This window comes from Massilia sp. MP_M2 (assembly GCF_039123635.1).
In the GTDB taxonomy this organism is placed as follows: Bacteria; Pseudomonadota; Gammaproteobacteria; order Burkholderiales; family Burkholderiaceae_D; genus Telluria.
On record NZ_JBCHJF010000006.1, the window covers coordinates 34,464 to 50,263 of the forward strand.

The window sequence follows — 15,800 nt, forward strand, 5'->3', positions numbered from 1 at the left end:
GGTTCGTTGCGCGCTGGCGCTGAACAACTCTCAGCGAATTACTGCATGCCGCCGCTGCTGATGAAATGCTCGCGTGCGTAGGCGAGCAACTGGCCTTCCGACGGATGATCCACGGTTTCGACGGACTTGATCTTGTCGGCAATCGCCGGCATTTTGCTCGTCAGGTAGCTCACGAACGCAGTCTTTTCTTCGGCTGGGCCGACTACCAGGATCTGCTCGCTGTCGGCCAATGCCGCAGCGATGTCCTTGTAGAACAGCGTGTTGTCGTCGCCGTTGACGTGGTTGTCACCGTGCTTCTGGTGAGGATGCGGATGGGTCGAGTGCGTTTTCATCGACTCCGATTCCGACGCGTTTTTGTCAAAATGGATGACTTGGGCTTTGGTGTGGTCGAGCCAGACGACGGCGTTATTCAAGGACATGGTTGCTTTCGTAATGAAGTGTGATCCGAGCATAGCGCATGTGCCGCGATGGCTGGGTGCGCTACCACACGCACGTCCAATCACCGTCCTCTAAACTGAAACTCGACGAATTGCGTTCAAGTGCTGACGATATCGATACTCCTGAAGTTTCGGTATTATGATGCCAGGAGGATTTCAACGATGAGAGCAGATTTCAGACTGGCGCGCATGCTGCACGTCCTGAGCCATATTCACGGTCGCACCAACACCACGAGTTCCGAGGAACTCGCGGTCATGCTCAATACCAATCCGGTGCTGGTACGCCGGATGATGGGTGGCTTGCGCGCGGCCGGCTATGTGACGTCGACCTCGGGCCGCAATGGTGGCTGGGTAGTGGCGGTCGATCCCGACGCGATTACGGTGCTCGATGTGTATCAGGCGCTGGAAGAACCCGTGATCTTCGCCATCGGCGCGAATGTCGATCATCCTGGCTGCCCGCAGGAACAGGCGATCAATGGCGCGCTCGAAGTGGCGATGGCCCAGGCGGCCGGGACGCTGCTGCGTGAATTCGGGCAGGTGCGCCTGTCGGCGTTCATCACGTCTGCGGCGACATAACAATGGGGATGATCGAGCGCCAGGTGGTGGCGGCGGACAAGCGCGCGCCATTCCGGGGCAGTTCGTGGCGCTGTTTTGGCCCGTATAAAGTGAGCCGGTCCGATCATCCTTTGTCGTCGATGTTTTCGCCCGGATCCGGCTTGACGCGCGTGAGCTTGTAATCGGCTGCAGAGCGCTCGAGAGCCAGGCCGAGCACGTCCTTGAGCTCGTCAGGACTTGCACCGTTGTCGAGTTGCTGCTTGGCGAACGTGTTGCGCAGTGTGCGGCCGCCCGAGCGTGCTAGATCCATCCCGGCGCGCTCGAACGTGGCGCGCATCTGCACGTACACCGTCTTTCTTGTCATCCTGGCGCCGGCTGCATTGGCCGGGAAGACGAACTGGCCAGGGATCGCCAGCGTCTCGCGCTCGGCAAGCCACGGCAACAACTCATCGGCACCGTCGCGGGGCAGGGTGATCGTGTGTTCGTGGCTGGTGTCATGTTTTTCGTCCGGCGTGATCGTCAGCACGATCGAGCCGTCGAGGGCGACCTGGCGCCCGATCTCGGACACCAGCAAGCCAATCGCCTCCGATACACGCAAGCCCGCCAGTGCAATGACGACCTGCATGGCGCGATCCCGCCGGCGCTTCCAGCCTTCGAACGGCGTACTGGTACGGCGCATCGGTGCCTCGGCTGGCAAGGCCGCGAAGAACCGCACCAATTGCTCGTCAGACAGGGTGCGGCCGGCGTCGTCGCGCGTCATGTGGGCGCGATCGATGTTGAGGATCGCCAGCTGCGCCGGGTTGGGGTTGGCGTCCAAGTACTCGTAGCAGCGTTCCAGAAGACGCAGGTAGCGGTAGGCGATCTTGCTGTTGAGTATGAGCTTGCCCTTGGTCGTGCGCCCGATGAAACGGGCCAGGTCGGCGTGGGTGACCTTGGAGAAGGCGAGGCCTTGCTCAAGCATCCAGCCCGCCACGTTGGCGAACATGAAGTTGTAGATCTTGGCAGATTCGGCTGACGGGATGCGTAGTGTGCCATCGGCAGGCAAGCGACGGCCGGTTTCGGCAAATGCTGTCGTGGCGACAAATTCCTTGAATGCTTTGATGGGATCACGGTCCCATGAAGTTGGTGTGGGCATGAATGATCGGGTCAGATGGAGATGTGCCAGACTACCATAAAAGGTAACTAACCCACATAAAAATAAGGCACAGCCACCATATTAACATATTCGACTACATTGAAGACAGCAACTCAACAGGCAGCCTGCAGAAGGGAGGCTTGATGGTGCCTCAAGCGGTGGGGGAAAGTCCGTAATCTGGCGGATCGACGCAATCCACTTCTGAACAGGCAAGTCAGGTCAGGCAAGCTGATGCAGGAGGAGGGAGCGATCAGTGAGGTCTCTGGCCAAGTGTGACATTCTGTGAGGTTAGCGCGATTTTTTTGCGATACCATCAAATCGAAGCAGGCGTTCATCTAATCTGGAGGAAATATGTATCGATGTCCTCACTGTCACGATCTCTCTATTTCCGCTTCCTCGACGTTGTTTACTACGCTCAGCAGCACAGTGGCCTGTCCGACATGCATGACTGCACTGCGCATCAAGCGAAAGTCGACAAACTACCTGGTGATCGCATATATGTGTCTTCGCGCAATCCTGTCGTCAGTACTGCCAGGGGGCTATCACGTCGAGATACTCATCGAGGCGAACGTGATCATCGCCTTGACCGTGATTCAATTCCTATTGGTTGAATACGAAGTTGTCAGCGGCAAAAGCTCGCAAACTTCTTCACCGAGTTAGTTGCTGCGAGACCGCTTCAAACCGGAACTCCAGCAATTACGAAAAATTTTTATGCACAGCCAGGCGACCAGCACCACTATCCCTTGGTAGGGGACGCGTGTCGCCTTGCGCGCTAAGGTGGCGGCATGGACAAGAACCGCACCGAGGCATTCAGCGATGGCGTCATCGCCATCATCATCACCATCATGGTACTCGAGCTGCATGCGCCCGCATCCAGCAGCCTGGCCGCCGTAGCCGATGCCGGGCCGGCCCTGGCGCGCTACCTGCTCAGCTTTGTTTACGTCGGGATTTACTGGGTCAACCACCATGCCTTGCTGGACCGGGTGCGCCGCATCGATGCGCCGGCCCTGTGGGCCAACCTGCACCTGCTGTTCTGGATGTCGCTGATTCCCTACGTGACGGCGTGGGCCGGCCAGCACCCGATGGATCCGGTACCGGTGGCACTCTACGGCGTGATTCTGATGAACTGCGCGCTGGCCTTGACGCTGTTGTCGTGGTGCCTGCAGCGCGGTAGCGGTGCGTCAGGTACCACCTGGGCCAGCGACAAAAACCGCTTCTCGGTGCTGATGTACGCACTGGCCGTTTTGCTGTCGCTGTGGTCCACGCAGGCCGGCGCCCTGGTCCACATGCTGCTCGCACTCATTTGGTTACGCCCGGACGTTCGCCGACCGGCCTCGGAAGCGGCAGACAGGACCGAGGCCCGAAACAGATAAGGAGAAGGCCGTGCTCGAGCACGTGGAAATCCAGGTCTCTACCTAGGTCGAATGGATGCGGATGCTGGTAGAGGCGCTCGGCGCGCTCGTGATCGCCGCCGGGGTACTGGTGGCACTGGCCGGGCTGGTCCGTCACGCGTTGAACGCGAAAACACCGCTGAACGGGCTGCGCTTCATTGTCGACCACGCGGAGACCGTCACCGACGCCCAACTCGCGCGCATCAAGAACCTGGGCGGGGGCATCGTGGTCCAGGACCGCATGCACTTCCAGGGCGAAACCTACTGGAAGCGCTATGGCGCGCAGGCGCGCCAGATGCCGCCGATTCGCAAGATGCTGGAGATGAAGATCCCGGTCGGCCTGGGCACCGACGGCACCCGGGTGTCGAGCTATAACCCCTGGCCTTCGCTGTATTGGGCGGCCACTGGCAAGACCGCTGGCGGCATGCCGACCTGGCAGGCGAGGGATGTACCGAGCCGCTACCAGGCCTTGAGGCTGATGACCATGGGCTCGGCCTGGATGAGCGGCGAAGAGAAGCTCAAGGGAACGATCCGGCGCGGCCAGTACGCCGACTTCGTGGTCATGCCCCAGGACTACTTCACGATGGAGGCGGAAGGCATCAAGCGCCTGGAGAGCCTGTTGACCGTGGTGAACGGCAGGGTGGTCTACGGCGCCGGCCCCTATTCGCCCCTGAATCCGCAACTGCCGCCGGTGTCACCGGGCTGGAGTCCGGTGGCTGTCTACGGCGGCTACCAGAACCGTTGAAGCTTGGTAGCCGCAGTTCTTGTGAGGATGGCATTCCTACGATCGCCAATCAAAAGTCATCGCGTACAGGGAGATATCAAATGGATATCGTCACGCATAACGGGGAAGGCAGGCTGCAGCAGATCGACGCCACGGCACTCAATCATGCTGCTGCCGCCGTTACCATTGTCATAGCGTAAGCGATCGCATCCTCGAGACGGTCATTCCCCCAGAACATCTCGTCGCCAACGAAAAACATTGGCGCGCCAAAGATGCCGCGGGCCTGGGCATCGGCTGTGCGCGCATGCAGCGCGGCCTTGCACGCATCCGTTTTAGCTGCCGCGATGATCTCTGCACTGTCAGCGCCAAGTCCGGCGAGAATCCCGGCCAGCACCGCCTCGTCGCCAATTTCGCGGTCGTCCGCGAAATTGGCCAGCATGACCTGTTCACAGAAACCTTCAAGCCAGGACGTGCCTTCGCCCTGTAGTGCGATGCGCGCGGCAAGCAGCGCATTCCGGGGAAATACGGAAGGGCGTTGCCAGCGCAAGCCGTATTTGACGCACTGGCGGCGCATGTCGCGCCATACGTAATCGCCTTTCAGCGTCTGCAGCACGAATGGCGACGTCTCCCACCCGAGCGACTTGAAGATCGGGCCGAGCATGAACGGCTTCAGCTCGACACGCAGGTTAGCAGCGGCCGCTGCGCGCCGTATCCGCATCATGCTCAGGTAACTGTAGTTGCTGCCGAAATCGAACCAGAATTCGATAATGTTCATTTAGCGTGGATCCTGTCAGTCGACGATGAGGAGGCAACGGATCTCGATACGCTCGCGGGGAGGAGTACCGGTCTGCGTGGCCGGATGGGTGAATGCCACGTGGGGCGTATGGCATGGCATGTCGGTGGCCGAGTCGTAATGCTTGAGAAGCAGAGCCTCATCGAACTGCAACCCATGGAAACAGGTCCAGGCTGCTGACGAGTCGATCAATGTGTTGCGACGGTCCGCAACAGTCTAACGCGACGCTGCATCGGCCGAAAAGGACCGACTGGAGGATTACATCGGTCAACTGTCTACCCAGCTCAAGGACGGCCGTGACGAGCTAGCAGCAGCTGAGGGCAAGATCGTAAAACAGCGGGAAAAACTTGACGCCGGCCATGTTCATTCTACGCAAAGCCTACGATTTCAGGTGGCGCACCGTTGGAAACGACCGATTCACTGAAGCTCGCGGGTAGAACTAGGAAAGCCGATATTTCCATTTCCCAGTCAAGACCAGGTTAAATTTCTCGCTATTTTCAGGTTAGAGCGCTGAGAGCTTCAGAACTCAATCTGTGGGGATGGGCAGCCGTCAATACCAAACACCGCATAATCTATATTATGTTAAATCCGGTATCTGAATGAACCGCGCTTGCATGTCAGGTGACCGTAATACCTCCCCGTCACTGCCAGCTACGCTGCAGTCCACAGCACCGCAGATGCATCATCCGCTGGTTTCACCGATGCCGCTCCCGTGCTCACGCCGGTCGATTCGAATTTTCGCAACTCGTCGAGTTGCGCTGCGAGCCCACGATCGAGGCACGCCTCCATCAGCGTCGTATCGGTGTAGATGCTATAGGTATCGACCAGTCGATAAAAGCCGTCCGTCATCACGAGCAGACTGGCGTCGTGCGCCAGCGTGGTGTTACGGGTCCGCGCCTGGAACGGTCCACGCGGTTCGAGACAAAGTACCCCAGGCGCGGGCGTGGTGTTCTGGAATTCGCGCCGCGCACGCAGCATGGGCAGCATGCGTTCGCGCCGGCACGCCGGATCGTCGACGCCGTCGTTTGTCAATGCGGCAATGGCATCTTTCAGAACGGCCTCCTGAGGATTGACGAATGGATCCAGATCGATACAGCCTGCAGATATCGTGTGCAGCAAGGTCTTGCAGTCACCAAGGCTGTACAACGCTGCCTGCACGGCGCCTTCTTGCTCCGACAGTCTCAGCCAGGTCATCGCTGCGATCGGCCACGCATGCAGCGGTATGTCCCGGTCGGCCGCGGCGTGCCTGAACTGGGCACGCACAGCGGCGATCGCCAGCCAGACGCAGTCCTCCTGGCTTCGCTCGGGCGTCAGCGCTTTCTCGACTGCGTCCGTAAACGCGTGGACGAACCAGGCGACATCACCCTGGTTGTCATCGATATAGTTACGATGGGCGACGGACGTTGCGCCGTCGATCACGATGATGTCGGTACGGTTGGTAGACGTGAACACAACGATCCGGTCGTCATTCTGCGTCGAGTCAGGGTCAGCGCCGGCGCAGATGTGTGCAAGCTTCATTGGACAATGTTCAGTTCGGTCATGGTCTGAACTCTACCCCCACGTAGCGCAAAGGACAAGCCGCCGCTCACTGGCTCGTCTTTAAATTCGCTTTTCACTCGACAATATATTCTCTAATGTCGATTGAGATTTCGGTGATCCTGTTCGGTGGCTGACGCACCTCAGCGCAGAACGCTCGAACCCAAAAAACTACCCTGACCGGCAAATACCTTGCTGGACCTTTCCCACGCGCCGCTGCGGCTATATGCCTTTTGCTGGACTTGTTTACCGCAGTTACCTTGTGGATCACGTTTCTGGCTCGCCTTCGTTTCGCTTCCATATCGCGCTATCCCTTTGGGCCGTTGACCGGCTCGAGCCCACTCCCCGTCTGCCTGGCGTAGGCTCACCTCTGGAGCGGTGTCCAGGATGGCCGACAACGTGTCAAGGCTTGCCGGCTTGGTGATGTGACCGTCAAATCAGGCGGCAGAGGATTTAGCGCATTCGTGTGCCCCGCCCTAACCGGTCAGTGCAATCGGGCCCGATATTGCCGTCGTAATGATGTGCCCACTGGCCTCTATCGTGGGTTCAAGGATTGGATCGGTCACTTGTTGCCCTGCTATCGGGCGAAAAGCACCAGGCACTCAGCTGACTGCAATGCGCTTTTTACCGCAGCAATACATGCCTTGATAATGCTTGGAATTTACACCGCAGACGACGCAACCGTACTGCAGCGCGCCAGCCGGCTTCGGCTTGTAGGCTTTGACCTGCACGCCGCTGATGTCCCAGGTCGTCCCGACCAGTTCAAGGCCGGCAGCAATCGCCTGTGCCTCCGAGACGGACTGATATGCCAGAAACAGCACGGCACCGCGGTCATCGTTGGCTGCGTTTTCCGCCACCCTTGCCTGCCATAACGCGAAACTTTCCATTTTTATTACCGTTCCTTTTGAAGTTGGTGTTGCCTGCGAGCTTGATCCGACCGCGGGTGCGTGAAAGCCGGCGCTTGCATTGCGCTTGCTCCCAGCGCGCCGCACGACGCGCCACAACTTCCAGAGTGGTGTCGCGAGCGCCCCCAGCATCGCTGCGGCCAGGTAGAACGGGAAAAAAACCAGCTGCCATACCGTATAAGCCGTCGGCGGTTGTCGGGCGGCGCGTGGTGCGCTCGGTTCTTCGATGTGCTGAATCGGCATTGCCTGTAATGCTCGCGAGAATTGCTTCGGCGTGCAAACGTGGCACGACATGGTTAGACAGGCCAGCGAACTACCGAGGGACAGTGACCATCTGGAGGCCGAAGTTGGGAAGCTGGGCAAGGCGTTGGCCGAAGTGACGATGCAAAGGGATATTGTGAAAAAGGCTGCAACGTATTTTGTGCGTCAGTGCCGGCCCGAACTATCGCACGTATCTGTTCCGGCGACACGAATCGTTTCCTCTTTCTGTCGATCTTTCGTTCAAGACGCGCCTCCCCATGCCAGATGAACCTGTTGGACGCTACTGGCTTGGCGCATCACACCAACTGGCAGGTTCAGAACAGTACCCCTCAACCTTGCTACCAATCGCAGACATGGCACTTCAGGCCGGCACGGCTGGCAAGGGTGTATCGATGGACAGGGTCGGTTTCCTACGGCTCTCGGCGCGCACGGCACGTGACCGGCGATTTGCGCGCAACCGATGACTGCGTGACAATGGAACGACACTAACTGAACACTCAAAGGTAGATCATGAACATCACCGTCCAGAATACCGTCCCGGCCACGACACGCATCACTCTTGTTGGCGAAATGCACGATAGCAGCTTTGCCGCCAAGGTCATGACCGAAACCGCCGTTCCCTACACGCCCTATTGGGACAATCTTCTCGAACAGCGGATCGTGTATATCCAGCCGGATGACGAACAACTCGGCGCCATCATCACGGCGTTGAACGAACGTCGTCTGACACTCGACGAGTTGCAGAATTACGGCAGCGCTGAAGGTGGTACCTCGTCGATCCCGGTGTAATCAAGTGGCGGTGTCACAAGGGAGCGGCGCGACCTCCTCTGCTGACTTCCGCTCGCAACCGTCAGCCCAGACCCGCTCGCTTTCCTGCCAGCTTGTTGGTTTGGTGTTGTCATTTCCGAAGTCGTTAGCGCCTGAGTTTTACTGGTTACTTAAGCCCTAAGTTGGTTAGTTACGTTTTCCCTGGGAGGCCGTGCATCCCGCGACATCATTTGATGCCCCTGTCACCGTCCGAGCGCAGGATTTCGTCATGCCGCTCGTGGTCAGTCTTGTGAAGATAGGCTGCCGTCGTCGCGATATTCGCGTGCCCCGCCGTATCCTGCAGCGTCTTGAGCTGCACCCCGCTGTTGGCATGGTTGGTCAGCATGCTATGGCGCAGCCAGTGAGGCGATGCCAGGCGCAGTGTCGATGCGCTGTCGCCATCCCCTTTTCCCGCTGCATCGTCCGCTGCGAGCTGGAAGATCGCCTTGAGCGCTTCGGATGCGGCCTCGTCAGTGATCCCCACGTAATCTTTCGTGCGGCTCGACAGCACCAGGGGCATCCGATCGCCCCTGCTCGTCTGTTCGAGCAGGCCGAACGCGCGTCGGTAGTCTCGGTAGGCGCCGATCGTGGCTGGTGGCGCCGGCAGGCGGCGCGGCTTGTTGCCCTTTCCCAGCACGTCGAGCCACCAGCGCCCGTCGCCCTCGCTGTAGACGGCGCCCATCGAGGCGCTGACGATTTCGTTCAGGCGCGCGCCGGTCTGGGCGAACGCGATCAGCAGGAAGCGGTCACGGGCGCGCTGGCGCGCCGTCGCTTCGGTGTCGCCAGTGCGTGCTTCGGCTGCGGCCAGCGCATAGGCAATTGCATCCGGGCTCAGGTAGCGGGTGATGCGGCTCGCATGTGCGGCGCGAACATTGCGCACCAGCCGCGCAGGATTGCGGCGCAGGTAACCGGTCTGCTCGGCAAACGTCAGCACACCCTTGATCGCAATCATCGCCTGGCGCCGGCTGGTGTCGGACAGTGGCCCGGTGAACGGCCGGTAACGCGGATCGTTGCGTGGCCACTTGGTGGTGCAGATCCAGGCGGGTGGTGGCTGGCGAATGAATTCCTTGTACAGATTGAGGTCGCCGACATTGAGCTGCTGGAATGTCTTTCCCGCTTCTTCGCGGCACCACGTCAGGAAACGATACAGCTCCTTTTGCAGATTCGCGACCGACTTGGGACTGAGCTCGCCATGAGAAATGTATTCGCGCGCCAGCTCGGCATCGCTCGTGGCCGACGTGGCGGGTTCGTCGTACATGCTGGAGAAGCTGCCCGCCCCGAGCCGGCTGGCAGCGGCCCGATCAGGATCGGCTGGTGGCAGTGGGTCAAGATCGATCGGTACGAAAACAGGCATGAGCGCTAAACAAGATAACTGTATGGATATACAGTATAACACCGTGCCGCCGCGCGCCGTAAGGGCTGATGCCGGGATTTTTCTCCAATTGCCCTTCAGAGGCGCTCTCGTCCTACAGCGCCATGCCCTGTGCGCCGATACGTGCGCGCTCTGCCCTGCACGACAATGGTTCATCCATTTCATACAGGGGACGACCATGAACAGCAACGCATCCGCATCGACGAACGCAAGCCAGGGCCAGGGATCGGACGGCGCCACCGTCGGTATTGGCGGCCAGACCAGCGGCCAGAAAGGCGCTACGCCATCGCATGAGTCGCAGACGGAAACCGGCGGCAATGGCGGCCCGGGGCTGACACGCAATCAATCTGGCCCCTACGTGAATGCGCCCGACGGCGCCGGGCGCAATGAGCCGCCAATCACCGACGGCAGCGCCGCGCCGCAGCCGGAAGCGCCAGGCACCGTCGCGCTCGATACGGCAGCGACGCACGCCAATCCAGGCGCGCAAGACACCCGCCCGGACCAGGCTGGCCCGAAAGTGACGGGAATGGGTACGCCGGAAACCGGAGGCAATCAGAACGCAGGTGATCTGCCGCCATTCACACGCTGATGCGTGCAGCGCCCGCCGCTCATGCTGTCGCGTGCGCCTGGCCAACCACGCGTTCGCGCATGAAAGCATCATGGCGGGCCTGCTGCAGCGGCGTACGCGCCGCCTGAAACCTGCGTCGCCACGCGCTCCTGTTGCGCCAACCTGCGCCACCAGATCCACGACACGATCGCGTTGACCCAGAAGCACCCATACAGGAACGCCGTCAGATACAGGCCGCGGCTAAAGTACAGCGGCACCGCAATCGTATTAACCAGCAGCCACACCGGCCAGCTCTCGATGCGCCGTCCCATCATCAGCAACTGCGCAATGACGGAAAAGACCAGCACCGCCGAATCGATGAACGGCGCATACGCGTTGGTATAAAAGTGGAGTGCAGCGCCATACGCGCCAGTGGCAATGAGCCCGACAGGCGTCATCCATGCCATGGTACGCCAGCCGGCATGGGTGATCGGCAGTGGTGCCCCGCCGTTGCCATGCAGCCAGCGCCACCAGCCGACGACACCCGTCACCACGAAAAAGGCCTGCAGCACGACGTCTGCGTACAGCTGCGTGTGCATGAATAACAGGCCAAATAGCGTGCAGCCGACAATGCCGGTCCACCATGTGTGGACATTGTTGCGGCCAGCCAGAAGAATCGCTGCGGCCGTAAAGACGTTCGCGGCCAGTTCGAGGCGGGATGTCATCGGGCGCGGCGGGCCCAGGGTGGGAACATGGCATGCTTCCTGTGAATGAGAGCGGCTACTCTACGCCACTCTCATCCCCTGCCGCAAGGTGCGCAGAAGTTCGCGCAGAAAACTGCTTACAGCTTGATCGTGCCGTGCTCCGCATCCAGATCCGGCTGCTTGCCGGTCACGGCTGCCTTGGCGACGGCGAACATGCGCACCATCTTGCTGTCGTTCGAATCCCAGTATTCGGCTGCGTGCGGGACCACGCGCACGAGCACGGCGTGCTGGTCTTCCGGGCCGGCCGGGAACCAGGCCTGGACCATTGGATTCCACATGCTGCGAATCTTGTCGCGGTCGACGATGCGCTCGGCAGTGCCGCTGACCGAGACATACGTGCTGTCATCGATGTCCGAGAAACTGATGTTTACTTCAGGCTGGTGCGCGATGCTGTCCCACAGATCGCTGGCCGAGTGCACGAAGAACCAGATGCCGCCTTCGGCATCGACGTCCTGCTTGGTCATCGGCTGGCTGGCCAGGTGATCGTGCTGGTCACGGAACGTGAACATGGCAAAGCGCAGGGAACCGATACGGTCTTCGAGGGCTGCTACGTGGGTGCGGTCTGCGGTCATGGTGAATCCTTGATTGGGTGAGTGATACACCATCCTAGCGCGCCCGACGCCGCTCTTCGGTGCGCGGGCGTACATTCGCGACCCGCCAACGATGACGTTGGCCTGGTCAGGCTGTCCCGCAGCCGCTGGCAAATCGCTTATAGTATTGCCTCTGTAAACATTTCAACCATCCCATGAAATTCGACGTCGCGATCGTCGGCAGCGGCCTGGCCGGCCTGTCGGTAGCCCTGCACCTGGCCCAGACCCGCAAGGTTGCCATCATTTCAAAGCGCACCCTGCTCGATGGCGCCAGCAGCTGGGCCCAGGGCGGTATTGCCGCCGTGCTCGATTCGGGCGACAGCCACGACCAGCACGTGGCCGATACCCTCGTCGCCGGCGCGGGCCTGTGCGACGAAACCGCTACCCGCTACATCGTCGAACACGGGCGCGAAGCGATCGAATGGCTGATCGAGCAAGGCGTGCCGTTCACGCGTGACGCCACCGCCGAAATGGGCTTTCACCTGACCCGCGAAGGCGGCCATGGCCAGCGACGGATCATCCATGCGGCCGACGCCACCGGTTACGCTGTCCAGGTCACGCTGGAACAGAAGGTGCGCGCCCATCCGAATATCACGCTGTTCGAGCACCATCTCGCGATCGACGTCATCACGTCGGACAAGCTGCGGCCCAAGCTCGCGCATGGCGGCCAGCCCCGCTGCTATGGCCTGCACGTGCAGGATGTGAACAGCGGCGACGTGCTCACCTTCGAGGCCGAACACACGGTGCTGGCCACGGGCGGCGCCGGCAAGGTGTATCTGTACACGACGAACCCGGACACCGCCACCGGCGACGGCATCGCGATGGCCTGGCGCGCCGGCTGCCGCGTGTCGAACATGGAGTTCATCCAGTTCCACCCGACCTGCCTGTACCACCCGTATGCGAAATCATTCCTGATCACCGAGGCGATTCGCGGCGAAGGTGGTCTTCTCAAGCTGCCGCTTGAGGCGGGCGCGCAGGCCGGCGAGCGCTTCATGCCCGCGCACGACGAGCGCGGCGAACTGGCGCCACGCGACGTCGTGGCACGCGCCATCGACTTCGAGATGAAAAAACGGGGCCTGGATTACGTCAACCTCGACATCAGCCACCAGTCCCCCGAATTTTTGATGGAGCACTTCCCGACCATCTACGCGCGCTGCCTCGAACTGGGCATCGACATCACGCAGCAGCCGATCCCCGTCGTGCCGGCCGTGCACTTTACCTGCGGCGGCGTGGTCACCGACCTGGCCGGGCGCACCGATATCCCCGGCCTGTACGCGGTGGGCGAAGTCGCCTGCACCGGCCTGCATGGCGCCAACCGGCTGGCCAGCAATTCGCTGCTTGAATGCGTCGTCGTCGGACGTGCCTGTGCGCAGCAGATCGCTGCCAGTGTGGCGATTGCCAACCCTGCGCTGCCAGACTGGGACGCCAGCCGCGTGACGAATGCCGACGAAGAAGTGGTGATCGCCCACAACTGGGACGAGCTGCGCCGCTTCATGTGGAATTACGTCGGCATCGTGCGCACCACCAAACGCCTCGAACGCGCGCTGCACCGGATCAAGCTGCTCAAGGAAGAGATCGACGAGTACTACCGCAATTTCCGCATCACGCCTGATTTGCTCGAGCTGCGCAACCTGGTCGAAGTGGCGCACCTGATCGTGAAAAGCGCCATGTCGCGCCATGAAAGTCGCGGCCTGCACTATTCGCGCGACTTCCCGGACACGTTGCCAAAGGCGCTCCCGAGCGTGCTCACGCCGCGCCGGCGTTAGCATGGAACGGCAGCGACTTTCACTCACTACCGTCCTGCTGCTGAGCATCCCGCCCGTACTGTGGGCGGGCAATGCCATCATCGGCCGTCTCGTGCGCGATGCCATGCCGCCGATGACGCTCAACCTCTTGCGCTGGTCGATCGCCCTAGTGATCCTGCTGGTGCTGGGCCGCGCCGCGCTGCGCCCTGGCAGCGGCATGCTGCGCAACTGGCGCCGCTATGCCCTGCTCGGCCTTCTTGGCATCGGACTGTACAACTCGATGCAATACCTGGCGCTGACCACATCGTCGCCGCTGAACGTCACGCTCGTCGCGTCCGGCGTACCGGTCTGGATGTTGCTGGTGGGCCGCCTGTTCTACAACGTGCCGGTCAAGGGCCGCCAGATTGCCGGCGCCGTGCTGTCGATTGCCGGCGTGCTGGTCGTCATGTGCCGGGGTAGCCTGACCGAGCTGGCCGCGCTGCGCCTGGTGGCGGGCGACCTGATCATGATCGTGGCGACGATCGTCTGGTCGTTCTATAGCTGGTCGCTGATGCAGAAACACGATGTGCCGGCCCTGCGTGCAGACTGGGCTGCCTTTTTGCTGGCCCAGGTGGCCTATGGCGTGCTGTGGTCGGCCGCGCTGGCCGGCGGCGAGTGGGCGCTGGGCACGCCGCAGATCACCTGGAGCTGGCCGATTGCGTTGGCACTGCTGTACCTGGCGATCGGGCCGGCGATCATCGCCATGCGCTGCTGGGGCGCGGGCGTCCAGCGCGCGGGGCCCGGCATCAGTGCGTTCTTCATCAATCTGACGCCGTTGTTTACTGCATTGCTGTCGGCCGCATTCCTGGGCGAACTGCCGCAGTTGTACCACGTGGCGGCGTTCGGCTTGATTGTCGGCGGGATTGTCGTGTCGGCGCGGTAAATGCAGACCGGTGGTACGATTCCACCCATGAACGACGAACTTGGCCAACAACCTGGCGAACATCACGCAGCCACGCAGCTGGCCGCGTTTCTCGACCAGTATCCACGTGCGCTGGTGCTGACCGGCGCTGGCCTGTCGACGGCGTCCGGCATTCCCGATTACCGCGACCGTGACGGTGTACGACGCGGCCGGCTACCGATCCAGGGGCCAGAATTCCGGCGCGACCCGGCGATCCAGCAGCGCTATTGGGCGCGCAGCATGGTCGGCTGGCAGATGATGTCCGGCGCCGCGCCCAATGCTGGCCACCGCGCGCTGGCCGCGCTTGGTGCAGACCAGCGGTTCGGCTCGATCCTGACGCAAAACGTCGATGGCCTGCACACGCAGGCAGGCAGCCGCGATGTGCTCGAATTGCATGGCAATATCCACCACGTGGCATGCCTCGGTTGTGGGGCGACCTTCACGCGCGCTGCACTGCAGGTGCAGCTGGAGGCGGCCAATCCCGCGCTGCGCGACGTGCTGGCGCAACCCCTGCCCGATGGCGACGCCGAGATCGATCCGGATGCAGTGACGGGCTTTACGGCCCCCGCATGCGTGCACTGTGGCGGCATGCTGATGCCCGATGTCGTGTTCTTTGGTGACAATGTGCCGGCGGCGCGCACGGCGGCGGCGCTGGCACGGATGGAAGCGGCCGACGCACTGCTCGTGGTCGGCTCGTCGCTGATGGTGTATTCAGGGTTTCGCTTCTGCCGTCTGGCTGCAGCGGCGGCTAAACCGATTGCTGCCCTGAACCTTGGGCACACGCGCGCCGACGATATGCTCACGCTGAAAATCGAAGCGTCCGCTGAGCGGGTCTTGCCGATCGTGGCCGGGTTGCTTAGGACGTAGGGTGGGCGGGTTTCCCGTCCACGCGTTCAAACTAAGCTGATTTTGTGGCGCGCAACAAATGGTGGAACGCGTGGACGGCACAGCCGTCCACCCTACTAATTATTGCTGAACTTAATCACCAAGCCCGTGATCAGCGCCGCCGCCATCGCGATCGACAGCACGCCGTGCAAAACGGGCGAGCCGATCGACGCATCGGACGCTGCAGCGTCACGTTGCATCGCCATCGCCCGGCTCAGCACGACCGGACGCAGGAAGCCGCGAATACCGACCAGCAGCATGCCGATGCCGAAGAACAGTTCGCCCTTCATATTGTAGAGAATACCGTCCATCAACTGGGGCACGCCCAGCAGCAGGCCGAAGCCGAGCCAGAACAGGCGGAACACGAGCGAACGTTTCAATTTGGTGGTGATCGACATGAGGTGGTCTAAAAA

The 15,800-nt window shown here is 61.3% G+C and carries 17 protein-coding genes; 8 read left to right on the forward strand and 9 right to left on the reverse strand.

All coding sequences use genetic code 11. The features are described 5' to 3' along the window. Positions 1-38: 38 nt before the first annotated feature. Complete coding sequence (locus RCH14_RS14140) at positions 39-419, reverse strand: translational machinery protein (RefSeq protein WP_343026735.1); 381 nt, start codon at positions 417-419, stop codon at positions 39-41. 180 nt (positions 420-599) lie between these two features. Here RCH14_RS14140 and RCH14_RS14145 point away from each other — a divergent pair, with 180 nt between their 5' ends. After that, positions 600-1,013, forward strand: coding sequence for an Rrf2 family transcriptional regulator (locus RCH14_RS14145; RefSeq protein ID WP_343026736.1), 414 nt, complete (start codon positions 600-602; stop codon positions 1,011-1,013). Between the two features lie 103 nt (positions 1,014-1,116). Here the strand turns inward: RCH14_RS14145 and RCH14_RS14150 are convergent, their stop codons facing one another. Further along, positions 1,117-2,127, reverse strand: coding sequence for a site-specific integrase (locus RCH14_RS14150; RefSeq protein WP_343026737.1), 1,011 nt, complete (start codon positions 2,125-2,127; stop codon positions 1,117-1,119). 785 nt (positions 2,128-2,912) lie between these two features. On the opposite strand from RCH14_RS14150, the gene RCH14_RS14155 reads away from it, so the two are divergent. Together RCH14_RS14155 and RCH14_RS14160 are read left to right on the forward strand one after the other, a co-directional pair. Next, positions 2,913-3,500, forward strand: a complete 588-nt coding sequence (locus tag RCH14_RS14155; RefSeq protein WP_343026738.1) for a TMEM175 family protein — start codon at positions 2,913-2,915, stop codon at positions 3,498-3,500. A gap of 55 nt (positions 3,501-3,555) precedes the next feature. Further along, entirely contained in the window at positions 3,556-4,263 is a 708-nt protein-coding gene (locus RCH14_RS14160; RefSeq protein ID WP_343026739.1) for an amidohydrolase family protein, read from the forward strand. 142 nt (positions 4,264-4,405) lie between these two features. Here RCH14_RS14160 and RCH14_RS14165 read toward each other — a convergent pair whose 3' ends face one another. The 3 genes from RCH14_RS14165 to RCH14_RS14175 form a co-directional block, all read right to left on the reverse strand. After that, a complete protein-coding gene (locus RCH14_RS14165; RefSeq protein ID WP_343026740.1) occupies positions 4,406-5,017 on the reverse strand; it encodes a 2-hydroxychromene-2-carboxylate isomerase in 612 nt (203 codons plus the stop codon). A gap of 669 nt (positions 5,018-5,686) precedes the next feature. Then, positions 5,687-6,553, reverse strand: a complete 867-nt coding sequence (locus tag RCH14_RS14170) for a hypothetical protein (protein WP_343026741.1) — start codon at positions 6,551-6,553, stop codon at positions 5,687-5,689. Positions 6,554-7,173: 620 nt separating this feature from the next. Beyond that, entirely contained in the window at positions 7,174-7,719 is a 546-nt protein-coding gene (locus tag RCH14_RS14175) for a hypothetical protein (protein ID WP_343026742.1), read from the reverse strand. A 528-nt stretch (positions 7,720-8,247) separates the two neighbouring features. Here RCH14_RS14175 and RCH14_RS14180 point away from each other — a divergent pair. Next, entirely contained in the window at positions 8,248-8,526 is a 279-nt protein-coding gene (locus RCH14_RS14180) for a hypothetical protein (protein WP_343026743.1), read from the forward strand. Positions 8,527-8,731: 205 nt separating this feature from the next. On the opposite strand, the gene RCH14_RS14185 is transcribed toward RCH14_RS14180, so the two are convergent. Continuing rightward, complete coding sequence (locus RCH14_RS14185; protein WP_343026744.1) at positions 8,732-9,898, reverse strand: site-specific integrase; 1,167 nt, start codon at positions 9,896-9,898, stop codon at positions 8,732-8,734. A gap of 196 nt (positions 9,899-10,094) precedes the next feature. On the opposite strand from RCH14_RS14185, the gene RCH14_RS14190 reads away from it, so the two are divergent. Next, complete coding sequence (locus tag RCH14_RS14190; protein WP_343026745.1) at positions 10,095-10,505, forward strand: hypothetical protein; 411 nt, start codon at positions 10,095-10,097, stop codon at positions 10,503-10,505. 68 nt (positions 10,506-10,573) lie between these two features. On the opposite strand, the gene pnuC is transcribed toward RCH14_RS14190, so the two are convergent. Together pnuC and RCH14_RS14200 are read right to left on the reverse strand one after the other, a co-directional pair. Continuing rightward, complete coding sequence (pnuC, locus tag RCH14_RS14195; protein WP_343026746.1) at positions 10,574-11,188, reverse strand: nicotinamide riboside transporter PnuC; 615 nt, start codon at positions 11,186-11,188, stop codon at positions 10,574-10,576. Between the two features lie 116 nt (positions 11,189-11,304). Beyond that, positions 11,305-11,799 (reverse strand): pyridoxamine 5'-phosphate oxidase family protein, encoded by a 495-nt coding sequence (locus RCH14_RS14200; RefSeq protein WP_343026747.1) that lies wholly within the window; start codon positions 11,797-11,799, stop codon positions 11,305-11,307. A 173-nt stretch (positions 11,800-11,972) separates the two neighbouring features. Here RCH14_RS14200 and nadB point away from each other — a divergent pair, with 173 nt between their 5' ends. The 3 genes from nadB to RCH14_RS14215 are packed head-to-tail and all read left to right on the forward strand — an operon-like array spanning position 11,973 to position 15,369. Continuing rightward, positions 11,973-13,583, forward strand: coding sequence for an L-aspartate oxidase (gene nadB / locus RCH14_RS14205; protein ID WP_343026748.1), 1,611 nt, complete (start codon positions 11,973-11,975; stop codon positions 13,581-13,583). 1 nt (position 13,584) lies between these two features. Beyond that, the gene (locus tag RCH14_RS14210; RefSeq protein WP_343026749.1) at positions 13,585-14,484 is read left to right on the forward strand and encodes a DMT family transporter; all 900 of its coding nucleotides are present in this window, start codon (positions 13,585-13,587) and stop codon (positions 14,482-14,484) included. A 27-nt stretch (positions 14,485-14,511) separates the two neighbouring features. Beyond that, the gene (locus RCH14_RS14215; protein ID WP_343026750.1) at positions 14,512-15,369 is read left to right on the forward strand and encodes an NAD-dependent protein deacetylase; all 858 of its coding nucleotides are present in this window, start codon (positions 14,512-14,514) and stop codon (positions 15,367-15,369) included. Between the two features lie 95 nt (positions 15,370-15,464). On the opposite strand, the gene RCH14_RS14220 is transcribed toward RCH14_RS14215, so the two are convergent. Further along, complete coding sequence (locus tag RCH14_RS14220) at positions 15,465-15,785, reverse strand: hypothetical protein (RefSeq protein WP_183552409.1); 321 nt, start codon at positions 15,783-15,785, stop codon at positions 15,465-15,467. Between the last annotated feature and the right edge of the window lie 15 nt (positions 15,786-15,800).